Genomic DNA, 22746 nt, shown 5'->3' on the forward strand with positions numbered 1-22746 from the left:
GATTTTTTATTTTCATAAGTTCACTTCCTTTCAAAATTGGGTAAAAAAATAGACGCTCCGTACTGAGCGTCCGATTCCTACTATATTTAAAACAACGACTACCTAGGTATTTTAAATATTATAATCAAATTCTATTTTATCTAATAATTGAGTGGGATAAAGCAAGTCTCCTTTACTCGTAAAATAACCCACCTCTGAGAAAAGAAATAAATTATTTTTTGCTCTTGAACAAATTACGTATAGTAGTTTTCTCGCTGAACTAATTCCTTTATCAGAAACATTAAAAATTTCATTCCAATGAGGAATTTTCCCGTTTAGAAGATTAATAGCGATAACAGTATCATACTCATTTCCTTTAACTTTATGTGCTGTAGTAAGTGTGATACCATCTCGAGATTTAAACATCTTCTTAAAACTAGATACACTACTAGATAATGAATTATTTTTTATCCGATCTTCTACTTCGTTAATAAAAAATAGACGGGTAATTTTTCTCGTCAATATTAAGATTAACAAATATATGTTTGGTAACAAATTTGTATAAATCAACACCGTTGTCGTCTCCACTATACATTCTTTTCACACTGTTTATTAGCTGTAATAAATCTAAGTCAATAAAATAATCTTTAACTTCTATTCCAAATTCATTTTTTAATATAATTAAAATATCGTTTGCAATTAGCTTTCTTCTTCGAACCTTTTCACCTGATTCAGTAAAGTACAAAATTGCTAACTTGAAAAATAAACTATGATTATTTACCTTAATTGGTGATATATTTATAGCATCAAAATTGCAATACGGTAATTCTTTCTTTAAATACTCACCCAGTGAAAACAGAGGATAGTGTTGAGGAGCAAGTACACAAATATCTTTTTCATGAATGCCGCTTTCAATCTTTTCCTTTATTATATTTTTTATTATGTTGGGTAAATCCTCCTTAGTAACTTTGCAATCATAACTTATAAAACCACGGTCGTTTTTATTATTCCCTCTGCTTTCAATCTCGTAAGGACAACTCTGAAAATTAGAGTAGAAGTCTACTAATCTCTGATTAGACCTGTAACAGCCATGTAGCGTCTTTGATTGAAAAGTGTGACTAGTTAGCATTTCTAGTTCTTCAACTGATTTAGCTATACCATCTAATGATCCATAAATTGCTTGGTCAATATCTCCAACAAACATTGACTGAATTTGAGGGTTGTTTTGAAGTAATTTAGCTATTACATTGTATTGTAATTCTCTAGTATCTTGAAATTCATCCACATAAATCGCCCTTATATTACTAGCAATATTACGTGCAACGTTACTGTTTACAGTTAAAATTTTATACGCTACTAGTAAAATCATATCAAAATCAATTTCTTTATTTTTTTCCAACATAGTGTGATACATTTCAGAAACTTGAGTATACTGAACTTCATTAATTTTAAAATCATGAGAAAGTGACAAATCAATTTTGTTCAGTTCATACGTTTTGAGATTTAAATTCAGCATATTATTAATTTGGCTGACGTAAGCTCTTTGAGTATAATCATCAATAATTGTAAATCCTTTTGATACTCTTGAGAGATTCATTTTAAAAGGATAAATAATAAATTCAAGACAAAACTGATGTATTGTCCCCACCCAAATATTAATATCATCATCTATACTAAGTAAACTTAGGCGTTCCTTAATTTCTTCAGCAGCTCTATTAGTGTATGTGATAGCAATTATTCTTTTTAGTGATCCATCGTGTTTAATTGCTTGGTAAGCAATTTTCCTTGTAAGTACCCTTGTTTTCCCACTCCCAGGACATGCATTTACATAAAGGTTATCTTCACTTTCCACAACATCTTTTTGTTCTAAATTTAAATCATTTACGATTTTTTCGAAGATATTTGTCATTTTGAAACCTCAGCATAAAGTATTTTTGTGTAATTTTCTATCTGATTGATTAGATACACAACATCCTCATCTTTACCAAAGTACTCTAATAAAGAAATTATTGCTATATTCAAATCAGCTGTATCACTTGTTTTTAAACTAGCTGATAAAGCTGACAATTCTGTAGTTTCCTCGTACAAGTCGATTGTATGGAGTAGAATTTTTTTATAAATTGAGAGATCTACTATTTCCTGACATGCAAAAGCAATAGCATTAAGAATATACTTAGGAATTTTGATTAAAAAGTCAATTTTTTCACCTAACTCAATTGCAAACCACCCCTTACCAACATGATTGGCTAGTTTTAACATCGCTAAATTTCTTTCTAAATATTGTTCACTTTGTATTTCTTCTTTATAAGCAGTTATTGTTTTTTTATCTTTGAATGCGTCATCTATAATTGGACTGACATAAGTTAGAATATTTTCTTTATTCACATCTAAAAACTCAATTTCAAATGTTGTATTAGCATAAAAACAATTAACCCAATTGTTTTCATTAAAAAGGGAGGATAATTTTTCTTTTCTTGCTTGACCTTTCTCTTGTGCAGTGCTTTTATACAATCGATGTTCTGATGGGATTGCCTGTTCATCTAAATCAGTTACAATAGCACACTTTCTCTGTATTCTATCATCGTCAAACAAGCTAGCGATATATTCAAACGAAGTACTACCAACATTAATCAAACCTATTCCAAGTTCGTCTAAGTTTATACCAAATAATTTTTTTACTATTTGAGGAATAAGTATTTCTTCAGCATCTCCTTCAACTAAGATAACACCTTTAGAAAAAAGCAATCCATTTCTTTTAACATCTAAATATCTCTCTACTGCGTTTATTAGATTTAGATTGTTCTTTTTTAACTTTTCTTTAGCAAATGAGTTCAGATTATTTGCTGGATTCATAACGATAGATTTGCCATTAAACGATTTTAATACATTCATCCGAGATATTTCAGACACTTCAGCTAAATGTACAGAATGTGTGGTCATGAGAATCTGAGTATAGTTTTTTTGAAGATTTAATCCTTCGAACAGAGTTTTTTGAATATGATGATGAATATGAGCTTCTGGTTCTTCAATCAACATAATATTAAGTAGTTCTCTTGAACGACACGCTTCAAATTCGACTATTTTCAAAGCTAAATAAATCATATTTAGATGTCCTAACCCTAGTAAGTCTAAGTCGATATTTTGTTCTGGCTTCATTGAAAGAAATTTTGCTAAAGAACCCATATCATCTGACATAGTTGAGGAAAGAAGAAGATTAGGAGAATACACTGAACCAATTATGCTATTTAGTTGCCGATTAATATTTTCGCCAATTTTCCTAATTTCAGGAACACTGGTAATAGTCTCATTTAATTGCTGTATAATTGTTTTTAATGACTCAACATTATCTGATGATATTTTTGATTCAATTGTTTCCATGATTCTTTTGACAGGGTTTCGATTGTTTTTCATTTCTCTAAGAACATCTCGAAGAGCGTCAACATAAACAACCGAAATATGCTTGAAAATATCTGACATGTCAATTCTTGAGCCCAAAAGAGCTTCATCGTCTTCTTCAGGATTACTAGCTATATTGTCATTGAGTCTTCCTACCAATTTATCATAATTTTCATTGATACAGAAATTTAGATTTGATTTAGATGTGTAGTAAAATTCATAGTCGGATAGACGAATAGAATTTCTAAATTCGTTAAATTGATGAGAGTCTAATTCAGTGGAAATATCAAATAATTGCTTTCTAATAGCTTTGTTAGGTCTAATAAATAGAGAAATACTACCTACACCTTTATCTGCATTTGAAATCAATTCTTCTAAGATTGTTTGACTTTCAGAATTTAAAGAAATGGAAGCACAAATCTCATTGTCAAATTCTTCTTCGCTGATTCCTTCAAATGTCGCAGAGATAATAATCCAATGCCCTTGCCACCCATTTTGAATTCCATAAAAAAAATCTGATTCTTTCAGTGTTTTACTACTATAGTAATAACTATCATCTAATAAGATTCTCAATGCAGTAAGAGCATTGGTTTTCCCTGAATCATTCTCACCTATAATAGTATTTGTCTCATTATCGAATCGAAAGATTTCGGATTCATAATTTCTAAAATTTCGAATTTGAAGAGTAGATATAAACATAAGCAGATCTCCTAACTATTTAATTAATATGATTATATAGTAAGTTTATCATAAATTATGTTAGTAAAAGTTCTCATTATAAGGGAGCGTCAATAATTTTGTGTAAATGATTCTTCCCTACTGCAGATTGTTTCTAATTCTCAATCAGTTGGCTTAGCATTTGTTCAAGTTCGCCTTCGGCCTGTTGAAAGCCTTTATGACTGCGACCTAGGAATTTTTGGTTGTAAGTATCAAAAGACGAGACTAAGAAACGTTCCATCGACTCTTCGTTTTGGAACTGTTCCTTGCGGTGGCTGTATTTCTTGATTTGCTTATTAAAGGATTCAATCAAGTTCGTAGAATAAATACTCTTGCGTATGGCCAAGGGGAAATCATAGAAAGTGAGCAAGTGATCGTTCGAAAGAATCGATTCAACCACTTTTGGATAGCTGGTTTTCCATTTTTCCGCAAAAGCACCACGTGCTTCCAACGCCACCTCTTTAGATGAGGCTTGATACACCATTTTAAAATCATCACAGACTTCCTTACGATCATCGACACGCACTTTGTGACTGATATTACGGGAAACGTGTACACAACAATGTTGAAAACGAGCTTTGGGATAGAACCGACTAATCGCTCCTACCATCCCCTTTAAGCCATCCGTGATGAACAGGAGGACATTTTTCAAACCGCGCTCTTGAAGGTCCAATAAAATTTCCTCCCAAATCGTGATGGATTCAGTCGGTGCAATCGCATAGCTCAATACTTCCTTTGATCCGTCCGGGCGAATGCCAACTGCGATATGAATAGCTTCCTTGGCGACGGTTTTCCGCTTTAACGGAATATACGTTGCGTCCATATAAATAGCAGCATAACGGTCATGAAGCTCCCGCCCTTTAAACGCCGTTACCTCTTCTGTAAATGATTTTGTTATATTGGACATGGTTTGGGGCGTGTAGTAATGCCCATACATTTTCTCAATCAAGTCTGCGATTTCCGACATGGTAATACCTTTTCGGAAGAGGTGAATGACGGTCTCCTCTAACGTGTCATTCGTCCGTCTATAAGCAGGAACAGTCTGTTGCTTGAACTCACCATTGCGGTCGCGCGGAATCTGGAGATGAAGTTCCCCATACTCGGTCTTGACCGTACGGTCATAGGAGCCGTTACGAGAATTACCCGTGTTAAAACCAATGCGATCATACTTTTCGTAATCTAGGAAAGCCGTTAACTCCGTTTTGAGAAGCGTATTGACTGCTTTCTCCAAATGGACACGGAATAATTCATTCAAATCGCCTTTGTTCGCTAGAGTCTTTAGAATTTCTGTAGTAAAATCGTTCATAGGGAAGTCCTCTCTTCTGTGAATGTGTTGTGGTAACTCTATTCTACAGAAGGGACTTCCTTTTTTCTATTTACACAAAATATTTTACACTCTCCATTATAACAATTGGGTTAAAAAGAAAATAGATAGTATTCTACCTCATATTTATTTGAAAGTAATATATAAAAGACGTTCAAATTCGAACGCCTCTCGTTAACCAAATATTGGATTCAGAATCTAGTTTTCATATATAAACAGAGTATGATTAGGTGCAAAAATTGCACTTTTATTGCACTTTTATTTTTATTTATAGTGTTTTACTGTTCTGTATATTGTTTTAACTCCCTTGATAGTATCGCATTCTGTTTTATACACTTTACGTTGAAAACAGAGTGGGAATAAGCTTCTACCATGTATGTATCATGTATAAAAAAAGTCCTTGTCAGCTATTGATGGCTGACAAGGACTTTTTTCTCTACTCTTTTTGTAAGATCACATTACTCTTACTTTAAAACCTACAAAAAAATTACAACTATTATAGGAACTACGTAGTCTTTTACTACTTTTTCTCATTTAAAAGGACGATTCAGTAACATATTTCCATTTTGATAGAATATTTTTTGTTTTTCCTCTTCTGATATTAGAGTTGTTTGAATGAGTTCTTGATGTAACAATTCAACCGATTTTCTATCCGTGTATGGTGCGTCACTGCCATAAACGATATGATTTGAATCAGCTAGTGTCATTAGTGCTGGTAATTGACGTGGTAAAACACGGCCAGCAGTATCAAAATATAGTTTTTTGCTGATATCGTAAACATCAATTCCTTCTACATTTCGAAAATACCCTGCTACGCGATCCGTCAAAATCGGCATCACTGCGCCTGCATGAGGTACGATTAATTTGATGTCAGGATACTTTTCAAAAAAGTGGGTTTGAAATAATTTTAGTATTGTCATCGTCGTATCAAAGAAAAAGCCCATCAAAGGAATCGGTAAATCAATCGTTGCGTTTAACGGTAATTGTGGCTGATTCGGATGTAGCGCAACAATTGCGTTTTGTTCATTTAATTGTTCGTATACTTCATCAAATACTTCTGAACCAAAATACGCTCCTCTTGAGTTGGTAGGGACCGTAAATCCTAATGCCTTTTGTTTATTGGTTGCTCGTTTTATCGCCTTTAGCGTTTCATTAACGTAAGGCAATGGTAATGACGCAAAATAGCCAATCTGATCTGGATATTTTTCTGACAATTCTTTTCCTAGTTCATTGGCTTCTTCTGCCAATTCAATGGTCTCATTGCGTGAACCAAAATTAATATGAGGAGAAGAAAGTGATAACACTGAATATTCAATGTCTTGTTTTTCCATCAACTCTAACGTATCTTCAATTCTCCAACTTGGTGTTGGCCAGCCATCTGGATTTCCTGGAATATGTTTTTCCAAAGCAGCTACATAGCCTTTTGGTAAATAATGTGTGTGTAAATCAATACTCTTCATGTTTTTTCTCAACCTTTCTAAAAATGCAACTTAACTTCTACCTTATAGCCAATAAATATCATTGACCTAAGTAGTCACTTTCGTTTTTTGTCCCCTTAAAAATTGCACTTCCAGAAAAAACTATCTTTTTCTGGAAGTGTTTATTTTAGAAAGCAGTCTCAAATCACGTTTCTTCAATAAATAGTTCCTGCTAGTTGGTTAGAAATTAATCGACTGACTTCAACGCTTCTAACATATCCACATTCTTCAAGCGATGGTTGACAACAAATCCCAAGATTGTCGTCACTATTGCAATAATCAATGCCGGAATCAAGAAGCTTCCTCCCCCTAAAGCTGGATTGAACATCACATCATCTGGTGGCACAACTGTGATGATATATTGATGTAGTATCTCCCCTACGCCAAAACCTGCTAGTACCCCGAGTATCGTTAAAAGAATCGTCTCCCGGTAGATATACATCGTCACTTCTTTGTCATAAAAACCGAGAACTTTAATTGTCGATAATTCACGAATCCGCTCTGAGACATTGATATTGGTTAAGTTATACAAGATTACAATCCCCAATAAGGCAGCAATTACAATTAAAACCTTCATGATTTTATTTAAAGAATTCACAATGGTGTGAACTTGATTAATCGAAGTCGTATTTTGAACGACCCCCTCAACACCCGCAAGATTCATGAATTTTGCTGCTTGTTTTTCTGTATTGCTAATAGAGTTATTTTCTAAATTCACTAAATAGGCATTCGTTTGGTAGTCTGTTCCAAAGATATGTTCGTAGCCGGCTTTGCTAGTAAAGGCAAAGTGTCCCATATACATCTCGGTAATTTCGTTAACTTTCATCTTGTGACTAACATTATTCGCGTCCTTCAGTGTGACTGTATCCCCTGTTTCTACATTCAACAATTTCGCCAATCGTTCTGAGATAATCACACCATCATCTGGGAGTTTCAAAGAGGCGCCCGTTTTACGATTATCCAATGTCACATAATTTTTTAATTGGTCCTTCTCACTGGGAACAATCAGCTTAATTTCTTGGGCATCTTTGTTGTCTCCTGCTATTTTACTCATTGCCTCATAGTGGATTCCTAGAGACTCCTTCACTGCAGTCTCTTGCAATTGATCTGCTATTTCGATTTTTTGTTTGTCTAGTAGTCGGTCATTTTCAGCGACGATCATATCATAGTGAATAATCTCTCCAAATTGGCGCTCACTAATCCCACCAATTGAGTGTTGTACACTAAATCCAGCAAATAGTAATGCCACCGCTCCGGCTACACCAAAAATTGTCATCAACATCCGCTTTTTGTAACGGAAAATATTTCGAGCAGTTACTTTGTGAGTGAAACTCATTTTATTCCAAATGAAAGGAATTCTTTCTAATAGAATTTTAGAGCCAGCTGCTGGTGGTTTAGGTAATAACAATTGCGCTGGTTTTTCCTTTAGTTCCTTGGCTGCAACTAACCAGGCAGGCACAATTGAACTAATGACCGCTAACAAAATGGCTACTAATGAAATCCATGGGTTAAAATGCCATTCAATATTTTGGAAAACAAACCCATCATGATAGGCGTTATAAACAATGAATGGTAATAGCGTATGCCCAAGGATAATCCCAATAATCGTTCCCAAGAGACTTGATACTAAGCCATAAAAAGTAAATTTCTTCAACACATCTTTATTGGAGTAGCCCAAAGCCTTCAAGGTTCCTGAATTAATTCGTTCTTCGTCAACAAAACGCGCCATCGTAGTCGAAGTGACCAAGGCTGCCACAAAGTACAAGAAAATCGGAAAAACATTGGCTAAGGCATCCACAATTTCAGAGATTGTGCTATACATCTTATAGCCGACACTCCCGGGAATCTCACGGCGACTATTCAAGCTATAAACCGGTGCTTTCAACTTATCTAAGGTTTCTTGAGCGTCGTTTAGCTTTTCTTCGGCGTCTTTGATTTCTTTTTCGGCATCGGGTTCTTTTTCATCAAACTCTTTTTGCTTTTCAGCCAATTCATCTTTTGCGGCTGATAAATCCGTCTCCTTGCTTGCCAATTCAGACTTAGCAGCGGCTAATTTATCTTTATTTGCTTGGTATTCCGCTGATTTCGTATCTAGCGTCTCTACGCCTTTTGTCCATTCGGCTAAGCCAGCATAATAGGTTGCTTGATTTTGTTTATAGCTTGCTTGACCATTATTATACTGAGTCAAAGCTGCTTGATACTGTTGTTGTTTTTCGGCTAAGACTTGTTGGTTTGCTGCGATACTTTGTTTAGCTGCTGCTAATTGTTGCTCTCCATTATTAATTTGAGCTTGGGCTTTGGCAAGCTGTTGTTGGCCGGCACTGATTTTAGCAGCGGCCTGATCCAGTGCTTGCTTTTGAGCTGCCAGTTCTTTTTTAGCAGCGGCTACTTTAGCCATACCCGGATCATAAGTGTTTGTCTTAAACGCATCATATTCTGCTTGCGTAGCGCTTTGTTTGGCTGTCAACTCCGTCACTTGCTGCTGAACTTCTGCTTTTTTCTGATTCAGTGCTTGTTGTTGCGCTTCTAATTGTTGTTTTTGGTCTTCTGGCAAGTTGGGTTGCGCCAAGGCTTTGTCGATTGCTGCCAATTGTTGCTCAATTTGAGCCAATCCGGCATTGGCTTGATTGATGCCATTAGATAATTGTTTTAAGCCCGTCTCGTATTTTGCTTTTCCTTCATTTAGTTGTTTCTCACTGTTGCTAATTTCTTTTTCTGCTGCATCATACTTCACCTTACCCGCATTGTAGTTGGTTTGGGCAGTATCAAGTTCAGATTTTTTAGCTTCATATTCTTGTTTCGCTGTTGCTAGCTCAGATTCTTTTTTAGTAATCTGATTTTGACCCGTAGCCAGTTGGCTTTTTCCATTGGCAATCGCATTTGCACCTTCAGACAAATGTGCAGCCCCCGCATCTAATGAACTTTTTGCGGCATCCAACTGACTTTTTGCGGCTTGCAGTTGGTTCCATTTTTCAGCTAAGGTTGTTTTCCCGGTAGTCAAAGCTTCTTGGGCACTAGCTAATTGAGTTTCTCCTTGGCTGATAGCATCTTGAGCTTGCTGAATCTGTTTTCGACCGTCTGTTATTTTCAGCTCACCAGAGGCCAATTGTTCTTTGGCATCAGCTAATTGTTTTTTCGCATCATCAATTTTTTTCTGCCCATCATCAATCTGTTTCTGATACTCTTGCTGAATATCCGCTAACCGAATTTCTGGTTGGTCTTTTAACAACTCACTTAATGAATCTTTATGGGCTTGGATTTTATCCGTATATTCATCTGAATAAGGATTAACATTAGCGGTGTCTTTAAAGCTCATTCTAGCAAGCATATAGTATTGGGAATCAAACGTATCCGGGGTAACAACACCATATCCTTTTAATTCCCCGCTGCCGGCTGTAGACTGACCCATATTGATATTGGAAAGAATCTCTGCTGAATAGACGAAACCGACAATTTTAAATGCATTGGTTTTCAAAATTTTCGTTCCAGTAGCGTCGGCTTTTTCAGTTACTTTATAGGTGTCACCAATCTTGTATTTTCCGTTATGATTATTGTCTAAGGCAATTTCATTCTCTTTTTTTGGTAATTGCCCTTTCACCAAATGGTATCCTGACAAGTCTTCTCCCATAGAATAAAGGCGAATCCCTTCATCACTACCTTTTGTGACGACGTCCTTTAAGTAGCCGTACTCAATATGTTGCGTACCTTCTGCTTTATTAATGGTCTTTACATCGTTATTGTCCAACCCAAGGGGGCTAATCACGGTAATATCAGCACTATTTAACTTGTTTACATAGTTTTCACCTGTTGCCCGCATGTCAGGTCCGGTTACTTTCAATCCTACCAAGGCAAAAGAACCTAATAACATCAATCCAAATATCGAAAAGAATCGTCCTTTAGACTTTGAGATGGATTTAAAAACATCCTTCCAAAGCATTTTCTTCTTCATATCGCGTCACCTACCATTCTATGTCTGCAATTGCCGTTGGGTTTGGGTTCAGATCAACGCTTTGAACCTTGGCATCTCGCATTCGAATGACGCGGTCAGCAATTGGGGCAATCGCCGTATTGTGCGTTACAATAATCACTGTTGCACCTTGAACCCGGCTCATGTCTTGTAAAATTTGAAGAACTTGTTTTCCTGTTTCATAGTCCAGGGCCCCTGTAGGTTCGTCACATAATAGAATCTTTGGATTTTTGGCCACTGCCCGCGCAATGGAAACTCGTTGTTGTTCCCCACCAGAAAGTTGTGCCGGAAAATTATTCACTCGATTGGCTAAACCGACATTCTTTAACGTAGTAACTGGATCTGCTGCCCCTTCTACAATTTCAGAAGCTAATTCAACATTTTCCTTAGCAGTTAAGTTAGGCACGAGATTATAAAACTGAAAAACAAAACCGACATCTTCGCGACGATAACGGGTTAATTGTTTGGCATTATAGTTTGAAATATCTTTGCCATCAATAAAAATCTGCCCTTCATCATTGCTATCCATACCGCCTAAAATATTTAACATCGTTGATTTTCCTGCACCGGAGGCCCCTAAAATAATGGCCAGTTCACCTTTTTCAACTTCAAAACTGACATCGTTATTGGCCGCAATGATTGTGTCACCCATTTTATAACGTTTCCAACTGTTTTTTACTTCGATATAACTCATCGTATCCACCCCTTATTAAAACATCGTGTTGATTTAAGAATGATTTCAGTATAGAATGAGTTATCAAAACATGCAATTGACACAATATTGAAAAGTGTTCATTTAAGGGGGACTTATTTTGAAAAGACGCCACACTTCAACAAAAAATGACATTAGAGAAACTTTTATTCATTTATTAAATACAAAAGGGTTTGACAATTTAACAGTCAGTGATATTTCACGAGGAGCTGACATTAATCGTGGAACATTCTATCTCCATTACGTTGATAAATATGATTTAATGGAAAAGTTAGAAATGGAAGTTATCTATGATTTGAAACAAATTATGCTGTTAGATACCGCTACACAACCAAAAATATCTGACCAGTCATTTGATTTAATCCCTTACGATCGCATCGTAAAAGCTTTATATTATTTAAAAGAAGATTTCAATTTTATCTCTGCTCTATCAGAAAAAGGTGGGGATCCTAATTTCCCTACACTTATCAAAGAGGTCATGAAAGAAACACTCTTAGCGAAAATCGATACCTTTGATCCGTTACATTTTTCCAAAAAAGGAATTCCAGAAGAATATGCGATTGAAATTCTATTATCTAGCATTGTCGCAATCATCATGGTTTGGATTCACAAAGGAGGCGTTGAATCTCCCGAAGAAATAGGACGGATGATTGACCTCACCAAACATCTGTCACCAAATGAACTTTTATTGTGATTTTTTTCCAGTTAAATTCCAAGCTGTATCGTTAATCCTGCAAAAAGTACGAATCATCTTCTGATAAACTAATCATCATAAAAAAGTGCTAAACTATAACATCATAGTGATTTACGTTACCTGTATATGCAGTCAGTCTTAATTATGAAAGTAAAAAAGTTCAACCTACTTTAAAAGTAAGTTGAACTTTTTTACTTATTGCAACTACTTATCTTCTTTTACGATAAAAGAGATAGGCTACAGCTACTATCATGCCCAAACCACTAATGCGTAAATACCAATTTGGCTGATCGCCAGTGTGGGGATAACGATTCTTGTTGGACGAATTTGATGTAGTTGTTGTAGTAGATATCGGTGTCTTTGTTGTATCAGTTGCGGTTGTGCTTGATTCTATTGTTGGTTCCGTTGTTGATTCCGTTGGTGATTCCGTTGTTGATTCTGTTGTTGGTTCTTTCTTATTTGACATTTGCAAAAAAAGTACCTGCGCTTCATTTTCATGTGTAATCACAAAAGCTAACGGTGTGGAATCCAATTCATAGCCTGGTAATGTTTTTTTCTCCACAAATTGGTAGCGGCCAAAAGCAAGGTCTTTGACGAAAATGCGACCATTTTTATCTGTTTTGTATGTGTTAAGTAATGTACCATCTGACTTTTCTAACGCGAAGACCACTCCGGACATTACTTCTTTTGTATCCTCATCTCTCTTTTCAAGGGCTACTTGACCTGTACTACTACCCTTTTTTTGATTTATTATAGTTATTGTTTGTTCATCTGTTTCTTTATCGCTAACAAAAAGATGATAAAGTTTTCCATCGGCTTGGTAGCCATCAGGAGCTTTTGTCTCTATAACATCATATTTACCAAAAGGAAGATTATCAAAGTAAGCTTCTCCTTGTTCATTCGTTTTTGTGTGCTGATTAAAATCACGTTGATGCTCATTGCGAATTGCGAATTCTGCGCCAGCTAACGGCACTCCATTTTCGTCAGTTTTAATAATCTTACCACTGCCTAGCTGAAGTGGCGTTTTATGATTGGTCCATTTTTCTACCGTGACATTAGTTTCTTTGTCATAGCCAACGCTGACTTTTTTGACTAGATTAGTCGCATTATATCCAGATGGTGCTTGTAATTCTCGGACTTCATAAATACCTTGGGCCAATTCGTTAAAATATGCTTCCCCATTGGAATTAGTTTTTTGTTCCATATACTCTTTTTGACCAAGTGCACGGACACCAAAAACTGCCCCTTGTAAAGGTTGCCCACTTTCTTGATCAGACTTTAGAATCTTCAGACTGCCTTTTTTGATGGTTGTCTTTTTGTTGCTCCATTTTCCTAAATTGACCATTTGTCCATCTTCGTTTACGTGTATCACTAGCGGGTGTGGAGTCAATTCATAGCCAGGTAAAGAGTGTAATTCTGCAACTGTATAAAAAGCACCGGCATTTAAATCTGTGAATTTGACGTTCCCATTATGATCAGTTTCTTTACTAATAAAATCTCGTTGACCGAATTCTCTCACACCAAATTTCACACCGGCTAGCGGTTCTCCAGTTAAAGAATCAATCTTAGTTAATTGAATACTTCCTTTTTTTATTTCTTGTACTTTATTAGAAACCTCTATCACAGCTTTTTTTTGATTTTCTCCCACATAGATAATTTGTGGATGCCGATCAACTTGGTAGCCACTTGGTGAAGTTAATTCTACTAACTCATAGTAACCTGGGATAAGATTTTCAAATTCTGCATTGCCTTTTGTGTTCGTTTCCGCTTTAAAAAACTTATGCTCCCGTAAACCTCTTAACCCAAAGACTGCTCCAGCTAACGCTTCGTGAGTATCAGCATCAACTTTATGAACTTGAATTTTTACGCGGGCAACTGTCTTTTTCCGATTTTCTAACGTTAAATGAATGGTCGGCTTTTCTTCACTTATTACTACTGAATGGATTGTCGTTGATAGCGCGTAACCTGCCGGTGCTTTTGTTTCAATAATTTCATAATCGCCATACGCCAAATCACTAAAGGTTAGATTCCCTTGCGCATTTGTTTCTTTAACGGCAATAAAATTTGTTGCACCTTTTTTTCGAATACCAAACTCGGCTCCAGCTAAAACAGTATGGTTTTGACTATCTTCTTTTTGTAACAGAACTTCTCCTTGTTTTTCTTGCTCTATTTCTGGTAACCACGGATTATAAAAATTGTGAATTTCCATACCATCACGTTGATGAAGATTCTTTACAAAGACATAGCCATTGATACTTCCAGAATGATATACCACTGTTGCTTTTGGTGCGATGATACTCCCAATAGTAAAACTATGATAATAGTTTTTACCATTGTCTTTTCCATAATTGTCTGCACCATTATTTGTTATTCCGGGCAAAGAAGTATCCGGATAGCTACCGTCATCTTCAAGATAATTTGTAATGCTTTGGGCGTTGGGTAAGTAAAAAGAAACTTTACTTGCCAATTCACGATAAGTGCCGCTTTCTTGTTGAAAAGCTCCAGCAATACTTGTGCCATTCATAATAATTTTTGTAGCCGATGAGGTCACAATAATTTGTTTGTAGCGATCTCCTTGTAAGTACGCTGCTGGAATTGCCAATGTTTTAATCTCTAAAGGATCCGTTGCCTGATCCATTTTTAAAATTAGGACGCGTGAATCACGCGCAGATTCAATTAATTGAATTCCAGAACCTTGATAAACTTTAGCACCCAAGTTATTTGTTAATTGATCCAACTTTTCTGTCAACTGATCTTGTTGCATTTGCAAACTGGAAAAGGCGCCATCTATCACATTATCACTCGTTTTATACGCAACCGCAGAAAACCATTCTCCTAAATTTTTGTAAATCCAATCATTCATACTTAATCGACCAACCAACCAGCCCTGTGTTTTACCGTTGGTTGTTCGATTTTCCACGACTGGTTTTACCCATTCACTAGTGGCACGATTATCAATTTTTCCTCCGATCAGAACATTTACAAATTGATCTTCTCGAATAGGATCACCAATTGTGGTATTTATTTCCCGAAAAGAAGCACCGTAAGTAAACGTTTGCAAATCGTCCGGGAAAACACTATCTCCTTTAACTGCAATGGCACCTTCCGTATCAGCCATATTCGCAGAATGTTGTCCGGTTAAATAGGCATTATAATACCAAAGATTACTTAATTTATCTTCATCTGAAGTCGGAAGCGGGCGAACCACTGCCCCTCTAACAATGCCGGTATCATTGGCCTTTTTAATTGGTAGACTACTCGAACTTTCCGTTGTATTTTTCAAAATATCTGCTGTCGTATCGCGGGTAACACTAGAATCTTGTGCTTGGCTATTCTTTATTTCTGGGTTCGTAGACGCTTTGGCACCTGTTGTCTCATGAGATGATGAATTTTGAACAGTAGCTTGTGTGATCGAGACGGTTACTTTTTCTGTTTCTTCTTTTTCACCTGATTGCACAGCGGCGATTACATACTCCCCAACTTTATTGGCTTGATAATGATACGTCACGCTTTCGGAATGTACACTTTCTTGGGTTAGGCTAAAACCTGTACTAGGTGTCACCTGAAGTTCTAATTCTTCTGGGTTTGTGGTCGAAACCACTAATTCTCCTTGGTCAAGCACCTTAGTAGGCTGTGGTTTAAATGCTAACCTTAGTGGCTTGTCAGCCGCTGATACAGAATGAGAAAAAATAACAGATAAAACAATTGGAAAGAGTAATATTCCAACAAACAACATTTTCCCTAACTTTTCAATTTTCCTTTCCATCGCAATTCCTCCTTTTGAGGGAGTATATAGCCATGAAAAGATTCTTTCAAGTAATTGCGATTACTAAATTTTTCTAACCAAAATACATATATTTTTTTTATTTTAATGACTTCTTTTAAAGCGTCTTTGTTTTATTAAATTATCTCTGACTATCCTTCTTAATTAAAAGCGGGAAAATAAAATAACAAAAACAAGACTGGGGCGAAAAATTTGCTCCAGTCTTGTTATAAAAATTTATTCTCCGTGAATCAAAGACCCTTTGGCCTTGTTTGGACAACTGCTTTTCTATTAGAAATACTTTTCATTTCTATCAAGCCACCTATTTCATGCCTAGTTAGCATTATCTGTGCTACTTGTCTTTTCGTCATCTTCTATACCACTAGGATTTTCATTATCTTCTTGCTCTGATTCATTTGGTACTAATTCTGGTTCTGATTCTATATCATTTTCATGCTCTTGTTCTGATTGGTTTTCTTCTTGACTGTTTTGTGGTGGAACTTGGGGTTGGGTATAATTGGGATAACTTGGCTGGGTGTATTCTGATTGATTGGTTGCTTCTTCATACTGATTTGTAAAAGAGGAATCTGTTTCACTACTATTATTTGCTTCTGCTTCTAGTTGCGCTGCTTGCTGGGCTGCCGCTTCCTCCGCTTTCGCTTTTTCATCTGCCGCTTTTTTTATTTTTGTGGTTAGATCATCTAATTTTAGTTGGGCAGCTTTTTTATCTGCCTTTAAATATTCATCTGTCATTTTATCAATTAATTTTTGTGCCGTTTTAATATCCGATTCTTTTTGGGAATCTTCAGCGTCTTTGATGGCACTTTCTACTTCTACGAGTTGTTTTAATAGGGCAGCCAATTTTGTCATTTTTACTTGTAACGCAGATTTTACTTGCTGATTTTCACTTGTTATTCTCTTTATCGCGTGATTTGCAGCGTCAATATGATTTTTGTCTCGCGTTTTATAAGCTAATTCAACCGCTTGTTCCGCTTTATTTACAATTTCGATTTTCTTTTGCGTTATTTCGCGTTTTTGAATTGCTAATTGTTCAGCTTGTACTTCCTTATTATAGTGCATGGTACCATATGTAACGACGCTCCCAGCGGTAATAAATGCTATTATTACAAATAAAAAGCCACTTTTTTTCATCTTTTTTCCTCCCAAATTTTTTTTCATTCTACTTTATTGCCTAAAAATATTCCCCTATGACTATATTTTATCATGTTCAAGATTAGTTACAAACTCATATAAAAAAAGCCTTATCCAAATTACTTAGATAAGGTCTTTCGTTATTTAAAATTAATCAACTCGCTATTAGTGTTTATTCCCATGCTTTTATATTTTTATGAGCAAACTCTTTAAAGGTCCGCGGATTTTTCCCCATAACATCGTGAAACGTTGTCGTGACTTTCTTGGCTGTACCTAAACGTGTCATCATATAAAGCATCTCCATTACTGTCGCATATTCTTTATCCAATCCGCGAATAGTTAGCCAATATTCTTTAGCCAAACGCGGACTAGGATTACTATACTGTATTTTTCGTCCCAGTATTTCACTTAAAATCATGGCAACTTCATAATAATCAATGGCTTGTCCACCGGTAATTGAATAGGCATTGTTTTGATGCTTTTCAGGTTCGCACAAAACTTTTGCTGTAATTTCACCAATATCTTCGGCATCAATAAAACTTGTCAAAGCCTTTTTCACCGGTACCACAATATTGTTGAAATGCTTGATTTCAAAAGCATGGACGCCACTAATATTTTGCATGAAAAAACTTGGCCGAATATGGCAATAAGGTACGTTTGATTTTTCAATGTATTTCTCAATTTTATAATGAGGTGGTACCGGATTATGTTCAATACCAATTAAAGACAAAAAGCTAACCAACTTAATATGACCGCTATCTTTCAACGCATCAATAAATGGATATAAATCAGCCGGATTGCCTAAATGAGGAGGGCGCATAATAAAAACAGTCTCTACATCTTGTAGTGCTTCAGCATATGTTTTACTATCAGTAAAATCAAAATGTACAATTCGAGCATTTGGATCTTCTCCAAACATATCTTGCAAAACTTTCGTATGAACACCAGCAACAGTCACCTGTTGTTCATTTTTTAACACATATTCCGCAACGTATTTTCCTACATTACCAGATGCTCCTGTGACTAAAATTCTACCCATTATTTTTTTCCTCCACTAAAATAGCATTTGCCACCTCTAACAAATCAACAAATTCTATAAATTTTTCTTTCCCCATTTTTTCTTGTAATAAGCTCATTGTTTTAAAATATTCAGTATAAGCATTTTCCACTAACGTAATTGCTTTTTGGGTTGGAATTAAACTAAAACTACGCTTATCAACTAACGACTGCTCTTTTATAATGTATTCTTTTTTCAGTAGTGCCGTTGTCATATTGGTGGCCATTGCTTTTGTTACATTAAAAAACTTTGCGACAGCATTCGGAGTTTTTTCCCCTTGTGTTTTAACCAAATAAATTAACATCCCCATTTCACTTGCGCGAATGGGCAAATTTTTTTTAACATTCGTATTCATGCGGCAAAAAAGCGCAATTTGTTCCGAAGCATGCATGAAATTATCCATTACTATTTCTCCCAACTATTTAGTACATCAGATTTACTACTCGCTCATTATAGTACACTCTATTTACTAAATCAATCTTAATTTTTAAAATATAAAAAGACTAAGCTTATTGCGCTCAGTCTTAAAATTCGATACTCTTTATTATCACAATATTAAAAGATTACTTAGTGTACCCAACCCATTTTGTTAAATGGATAAAAACGTAATTTCATAACTCCTTCAATCGCATTTTTTTGTACAAAGCCAATAATGCGGCTATCTTCAGAGTTTTTGCGATTATCTCCTAATACAAGATAAGCATTTTCAGGGATCTGTGTTTGATTACGCAAATTATCAGCAATTTTTTTATCTAACTTAAAAATCTGTGTACTATCCGGCAAATTAACTGCATAACGAAGGGCCTCATACTCTGTATTTACATTTTTTTGGTGAAATAAATACAATGTTGAGCCCTGGATAATAAATTTATCACCTGGAATACCAATAACACGTTTAATATACGTCTCATCCGGCGAGTCTTGGTTATCTGGTACAAAGGTCACAATATCATAACGTTGCACTTCTTGCGTTTTTTTGATTAAAATTCGATCCCCATTGTGAAGCGTGGAAGCCATAGAATCACCGACAATTTGATGTGCTTTGTAGTTTATTAAGAACAACACACACAATACAATCGTCACCAGTAATAAAAATAAATCCCAGTATTGTCGCAATTGCTCTTTTCTTCGGTGTTGTAAAATTAATTCTATTTGCTCCGACGTTAATTTTTTTCGCACCTTCTTTTTAGAAGCTACTTGAGACACAATTTCAGAATTTTTTTGATTTTTTTCTATCATACTTTTTCAACTCCTACAATTGCATCATACGAGGAATTGGTAAAAATATTCCTACTACAACACCAAAAATATCTTTCTTTGGTACTAATCCGTAGTCACGACTATCAATCCCAAAGCTACGATTATCTGACAAAACTAAATAATAATCAGCGGGAATGCGTTGATTTTTCACCCCTCTAATATCATTAGTAGTAAAATCGGCAGTTAGCTGGTATGCGTTATCTTTTGCTTTAATTAATTCTTCACTTAAAAAGCGTTCAGGTATTTCGCGAGTACCAACGTAGAGAATATCTTCATGATAGCGAAGTTCTTCTCCAGGCAAACCAATAACACGTCGTATCGATTGTTGTTTTCTTCCTGGAACTTGAAAAGCGATAATATCAAATCGTTCAATTTCGTCATATTTTCCTATAATTAATCGATCTCCTGCTTGCAAATTTGGTAACATGCTAAAATCTTTCACTGTCTCAACTTGGAAAAAAATCAAAAATAAACTCGCAACCACCGCAATAAAAATTCCAAAGGTAACAAGCAAATCTTGAATATGACTTCTTCGTCTTTTTCTTTGGATATTTTGCGCAATCAGTTGTAATTGCCGTTGATTCAATCTTTTTTTCATCAGTATCCTCCTATTCTTGTTGGAGGGCTGATTTATCTACTTTAAATTGTGCAAAAACTTGCTCTTGAGCGTCCTGTGTTCGTTTAATATCCTTCAGATAACCGGAATTAACTTCCTTAATTTTTAGTTGCTCGATAGAAAGTCCAGCTAAATTGATACCCAACTGTTTCATTCGTGTATACAATTGTTTCAATACCAGTTTCTCGTCTTTTCCTAAACGCGGCTCTGGAACATTGGAGCCATAACTAACTAAACGTGACGATAAATCATAGATTGTATTTTGCACTTTCTTTTCGTTAGTGGTGGTTGGCAATTCAGTTAAATACTTTTCCAATTCTTGAACAATGAAATAGCCTTGAACAACATTTTCAGAATCCTTTATTGTTAGACTCGTGGATTGGTAATAACGAATATAGTAGCTTCCACCAGCAAACAATATCGAAAAAATCACGGCAAAAATAACGTTATTTCGATACTTACTTACTTTATCTGTCAAATTAAGGCGATAGCGCAACCAAGCCCGCATGTGTTTTTTACTAGGCTTCATTGCGCTGACCTTATTTAATTTCTGATATTCAGTTATCCAACCAATGCCAGAAATAAGTATGAATATACTTGTAAAAATCGCCAGAGAAAGGAGGATTACAAAAAGCCAATCTAATAGTTCCATTGCGCTGCACTCCTATCTTTTTCTATTTTTTGCAGCTAATTTTTGCTCAATTAATTGTTTTGTCTTACGTTCTTTGTTAATTTTGCGAACAATTAAATAAATGATAAGTAATAGTACCAACAATCCCCCAACAATCATCGCAATAAGCCGCCAATTAAGACCTGGATCTTCAACCAAAGTCAAATCTCGTGCGTTATATTTATCTGCCTCTTCATCGGTAATGGTGAATTTTTTTCCCCATTCCCAACGTCCACCTTTTTCTGTTGTCACTAATATTTTAGCACGATAATCACCTGGCCTCATCTCAGAACCTTCCAAACTGACTGGAAAATCAATCATTGAGTTTGGTGCCATACGCATTTGAGATTTTTTAGCGTCATATACTACTTCATCGGCATCTGCCTTCATGATCTGAACATCTGTCGTCATGCCATCAACGAAATCTGGTTGGATATTGGAATAATTTACGCTAATAACATTTCGATGATTCTTTGAAGTGGCATATACTTTGTTTAATTTCATATCTTCTTTTATATCATTTGTATCTTTTTCACTTAATAGCATTCCTGTTAAGTAAGCAAATTTATTAATAACCATTCCTTGCTCACTTTGTGATTTTGCTCCTTCTGCATCTTTTTCTTGTAATAAAATACCACCGGCAATATAGCCGTCAAATTCTGATTTTGGCATTGCAATTTCAATGTTTAAATCTTCTGATGAACTTGCCGCAAGCTTGACTTCTTTTGGAACTTTTACAATCGATTCAAAAGGATACTTTAAGGATTTGTCATTTTCAATCGCATTATTGCTATACTCAATCACACCACTACTATTGGTTTTTCCACCATAAGCTCCTACTAAAATGGTAATTTCTTTATCACTTGTATTATTCAGTTTTATTTTGACTGTCTGTTTTTGTTCCGGCTTCATTAACAAATCAAAATAGCCGACACCTTTATCTATTTGATTTTCCGGTCGGATGACTTCATAAGAGAAGCCACCTTCCACCTCACCGCTCTCATCAGCGTAACTGATAGTTGCATTTCCGAGAAATAATCCTGTTATGTAGACTAAGATTATTCCTAACCAGGCCTTTTTATTCATGGTACACACCCCTTTAGTCATTAATCAGACGGCCACTTGAAAATGACCACACACCGCAGCCGTCTGAATGGTAAAACTATGTCTTACAAATTATCGTGCATCACCAATAGTCCACGTAACCTCACCGGTATATACACCTTCTTGCATATTTACTGCAGCCGGTACTTTTAAGGATACGCTATCGTAATTATCATAATTATCATTTTCATCGTAACCAAAAACTAAATCAAATAGACCACGACCGCCATCTGCATCTTGATTGTTGTTTACTATTTCAACCGGCTCATCTGAAATTTCAACACTCGTTTTAACTCCAGTTTGAGGAACTTGCGCTGTTGGTGTTGGTGTTACTGGCAAAATGGAAATATCGTTATAAATAATCGATGCACCCTCTAGTGTGCTATTTGTATTTGTTTCGTGTGTAAATGGTGATGTCAGTTGCGCAGTAATACTATGATGATTTTGTTGACCATCTGCCCGAATATCCATATAGCGAACAAAATGTGCCATTGTTACATCTTTTTCTGTACCTGTTTCTTTGGTTGTAAAAGGTTTCGCAAAGTATTCTCGATCCGCATTACCGACTGGAATTGAATGCGTGTCAAAGTCTAAATCCGTTACCGATACAATCATTAATGCCCCTTTATCTGGGTTAATTCCGGGTTCGTCAATTTCAGGTTCATCTTTTCCTGGTGGTGTTACTTCAGGAATTTCTGGATTGCTTTGATCAAAGCGAATCACACCTTTGCCCGTAACTTCTTTTTCTGGCTCTGTATTTGCATTTGCGATTGGGGCAACCACACCTAACGCCAAAGCTCCTAGTAATGCTGCCGTAGTTAATTTTGTAATGTTTTTCATCTTCTTTTCCTCCAATT

15 protein-coding genes and 1 pseudogene are annotated in these 22746 nt (G+C 35.7%); 1 reads left to right on the forward strand and 15 read right to left on the reverse strand.

Annotated features, from left to right (window positions below):
• Positions 1 to 111: 111 nt before the first annotated feature.
• The 6 genes and pseudogenes from EsVE80_RS12095 to EsVE80_RS12120 all read right to left on the reverse strand — a co-directional run bounded on the left by EsVE80_RS12095 (position 112) and on the right by EsVE80_RS12120 (position 11555).
• Positions 112 to 1888: pseudogene (locus EsVE80_RS12095) on the reverse strand (UvrD-helicase domain-containing protein).
• Positions 1885 to 4074 carry an ATP-dependent nuclease gene (locus EsVE80_RS12100; RefSeq protein WP_173103915.1) on the reverse strand — a complete coding sequence of 730 codons (2190 nt, stop codon included), beginning with the start codon at positions 4072 to 4074 and terminating at the stop codon, positions 1885 to 1887. The pseudogene EsVE80_RS12095 and the gene EsVE80_RS12100 overlap by 4 nt, the downstream one beginning before the upstream one ends.
• A 133-nt stretch (positions 4075 to 4207) precedes the next feature.
• Positions 4208 to 5398 (reverse strand): IS256-like element ISLgar5 family transposase, encoded by a 1191-nt coding sequence (locus EsVE80_RS12105; protein WP_002299749.1) that lies wholly within the window; start codon positions 5396 to 5398, stop codon positions 4208 to 4210.
• A gap of 548 nt (positions 5399 to 5946) precedes the next feature.
• Positions 5947 to 6876 (reverse strand): amidohydrolase family protein, encoded by a 930-nt coding sequence (locus tag EsVE80_RS12110; protein ID WP_173103916.1) that lies wholly within the window; start codon positions 6874 to 6876, stop codon positions 5947 to 5949.
• A gap of 205 nt (positions 6877 to 7081) precedes the next feature.
• Entirely contained in the window at positions 7082 to 10843 is a 3762-nt protein-coding gene (locus EsVE80_RS12115; protein WP_173103917.1) for an FtsX-like permease family protein, read from the reverse strand.
• Between the two features lie 10 nt (positions 10844 to 10853).
• Positions 10854 to 11555, reverse strand: coding sequence for an ABC transporter ATP-binding protein (locus EsVE80_RS12120; protein ID WP_173103918.1), 702 nt, complete (start codon positions 11553 to 11555; stop codon positions 10854 to 10856).
• A gap of 118 nt (positions 11556 to 11673) precedes the next feature.
• Between EsVE80_RS12120 and EsVE80_RS12125 the strand changes: the two genes are divergently transcribed.
• Positions 11674 to 12267: a TetR/AcrR family transcriptional regulator gene (locus EsVE80_RS12125; RefSeq protein ID WP_232061206.1), complete on the forward strand. Its 594-nt coding sequence runs from the start codon at positions 11674 to 11676 to the stop codon at positions 12265 to 12267.
• A 208-nt stretch (positions 12268 to 12475) separates the two neighbouring features.
• On the opposite strand, the gene EsVE80_RS12130 is transcribed toward EsVE80_RS12125, so the two are convergent.
• The 9 genes from EsVE80_RS12130 to EsVE80_RS12170 all read right to left on the reverse strand — a co-directional run bounded on the left by EsVE80_RS12130 (position 12476) and on the right by EsVE80_RS12170 (position 22729).
• On the reverse strand, positions 12476 to 16033 hold the full coding sequence (locus tag EsVE80_RS12130; RefSeq protein WP_173103919.1) for a SpaA isopeptide-forming pilin-related protein: 3558 nt from the start codon (positions 16031 to 16033) through the stop codon (positions 12476 to 12478).
• Between the two features lie 330 nt (positions 16034 to 16363).
• Positions 16364 to 17182 (reverse strand): hypothetical protein, encoded by an 819-nt coding sequence (locus EsVE80_RS12135; protein WP_173103920.1) that lies wholly within the window; start codon positions 17180 to 17182, stop codon positions 16364 to 16366.
• Between the two features lie 172 nt (positions 17183 to 17354).
• The gene (locus EsVE80_RS12140) at positions 17355 to 18221 is read right to left on the reverse strand and encodes an NmrA family NAD(P)-binding protein (RefSeq protein ID WP_173103921.1); all 867 of its coding nucleotides are present in this window, start codon (positions 18219 to 18221) and stop codon (positions 17355 to 17357) included.
• The gene (locus EsVE80_RS12145) at positions 18214 to 18642 is read right to left on the reverse strand and encodes a MarR family transcriptional regulator (protein ID WP_173103922.1); all 429 of its coding nucleotides are present in this window, start codon (positions 18640 to 18642) and stop codon (positions 18214 to 18216) included. Before EsVE80_RS12145 ends, EsVE80_RS12140 begins: the two co-directional genes overlap by 8 nt.
• Before the next feature lie 164 nt (positions 18643 to 18806).
• Entirely contained in the window at positions 18807 to 19478 is a 672-nt protein-coding gene (lepB, locus tag EsVE80_RS12150; protein WP_173103923.1) for a signal peptidase I, read from the reverse strand.
• Positions 19479 to 19491: 13 nt separating this feature from the next.
• Positions 19492 to 20097, reverse strand: coding sequence for a signal peptidase I (lepB, locus tag EsVE80_RS12155; RefSeq protein WP_173103924.1), 606 nt, complete (start codon positions 20095 to 20097; stop codon positions 19492 to 19494).
• A gap of 10 nt (positions 20098 to 20107) precedes the next feature.
• Positions 20108 to 20767: a hypothetical protein gene (locus EsVE80_RS12160; protein ID WP_173103925.1), complete on the reverse strand. Its 660-nt coding sequence runs from the start codon at positions 20765 to 20767 to the stop codon at positions 20108 to 20110.
• A 12-nt stretch (positions 20768 to 20779) separates the two neighbouring features.
• Entirely contained in the window at positions 20780 to 21871 is a 1092-nt protein-coding gene (locus tag EsVE80_RS12165) for a DUF916 and DUF3324 domain-containing protein (RefSeq protein ID WP_173103926.1), read from the reverse strand.
• A 90-nt stretch (positions 21872 to 21961) separates the two neighbouring features.
• Positions 21962 to 22729 (reverse strand): WxL domain-containing protein, encoded by a 768-nt coding sequence (locus EsVE80_RS12170; RefSeq protein ID WP_173103927.1) that lies wholly within the window; start codon positions 22727 to 22729, stop codon positions 21962 to 21964.
• Positions 22730 to 22746 lie beyond the last annotated feature (17 nt).

Origin of the sequence: Enterococcus saigonensis (assembly GCF_011397115.1) — a bacterium.
Lineage (GTDB): Bacteria > Bacillota > Bacilli > Lactobacillales > Enterococcaceae > Enterococcus_C > Enterococcus_C saigonensis.

What these genes read in the sequence shown, in the direction of transcription:
- EsVE80_RS12100 (WP_173103915.1), bottom strand. Translation starts at nt 4,074, where the DNA reads ATGTTTATATCTACTCTTCAAATTCGAAATTTTAGAAATTATGAATCC.
- EsVE80_RS12105 (WP_002299749.1), bottom strand. Translation starts at nt 5,398, where the DNA reads ATGAACGATTTTACTACAGAAATTCTAAAGACTCTAGCGAACAAAGGC.
- EsVE80_RS12110 (WP_173103916.1), bottom strand. Translation starts at nt 6,876, where the DNA reads ATGAAGAGTATTGATTTACACACACATTATTTACCAAAAGGCTATGTA.
- EsVE80_RS12115 (WP_173103917.1), bottom strand. Translation starts at nt 10,843, where the DNA reads ATGAAGAAGAAAATGCTTTGGAAGGATGTTTTTAAATCCATCTCAAAG.
- EsVE80_RS12120 (WP_173103918.1), bottom strand. Translation starts at nt 11,555, where the DNA reads ATGAGTTATATCGAAGTAAAAAACAGTTGGAAACGTTATAAAATGGGT.
- EsVE80_RS12130 (WP_173103919.1), bottom strand. Translation starts at nt 16,033, where the DNA reads ATGGAAAGGAAAATTGAAAAGTTAGGGAAAATGTTGTTTGTTGGAATA.
- EsVE80_RS12135 (WP_173103920.1), bottom strand. Translation starts at nt 17,182, where the DNA reads ATGAAAAAAAGTGGCTTTTTATTTGTAATAATAGCATTTATTACCGCT.
- EsVE80_RS12140 (WP_173103921.1), bottom strand. Translation starts at nt 18,221, where the DNA reads ATGGGTAGAATTTTAGTCACAGGAGCATCTGGTAATGTAGGAAAATAC.
- EsVE80_RS12145 (WP_173103922.1), bottom strand. Translation starts at nt 18,642, where the DNA reads ATGGATAATTTCATGCATGCTTCGGAACAAATTGCGCTTTTTTGCCGC.
- lepB (WP_173103923.1), bottom strand. Translation starts at nt 19,478, where the DNA reads ATGATAGAAAAAAATCAAAAAAATTCTGAAATTGTGTCTCAAGTAGCT.
- lepB (WP_173103924.1), bottom strand. Translation starts at nt 20,097, where the DNA reads ATGAAAAAAAGATTGAATCAACGGCAATTACAACTGATTGCGCAAAAT.
- EsVE80_RS12160 (WP_173103925.1), bottom strand. Translation starts at nt 20,767, where the DNA reads ATGGAACTATTAGATTGGCTTTTTGTAATCCTCCTTTCTCTGGCGATT.
- EsVE80_RS12165 (WP_173103926.1), bottom strand. Translation starts at nt 21,871, where the DNA reads ATGAATAAAAAGGCCTGGTTAGGAATAATCTTAGTCTACATAACAGGA.
- EsVE80_RS12170 (WP_173103927.1), bottom strand. Translation starts at nt 22,729, where the DNA reads ATGAAAAACATTACAAAATTAACTACGGCAGCATTACTAGGAGCTTTG.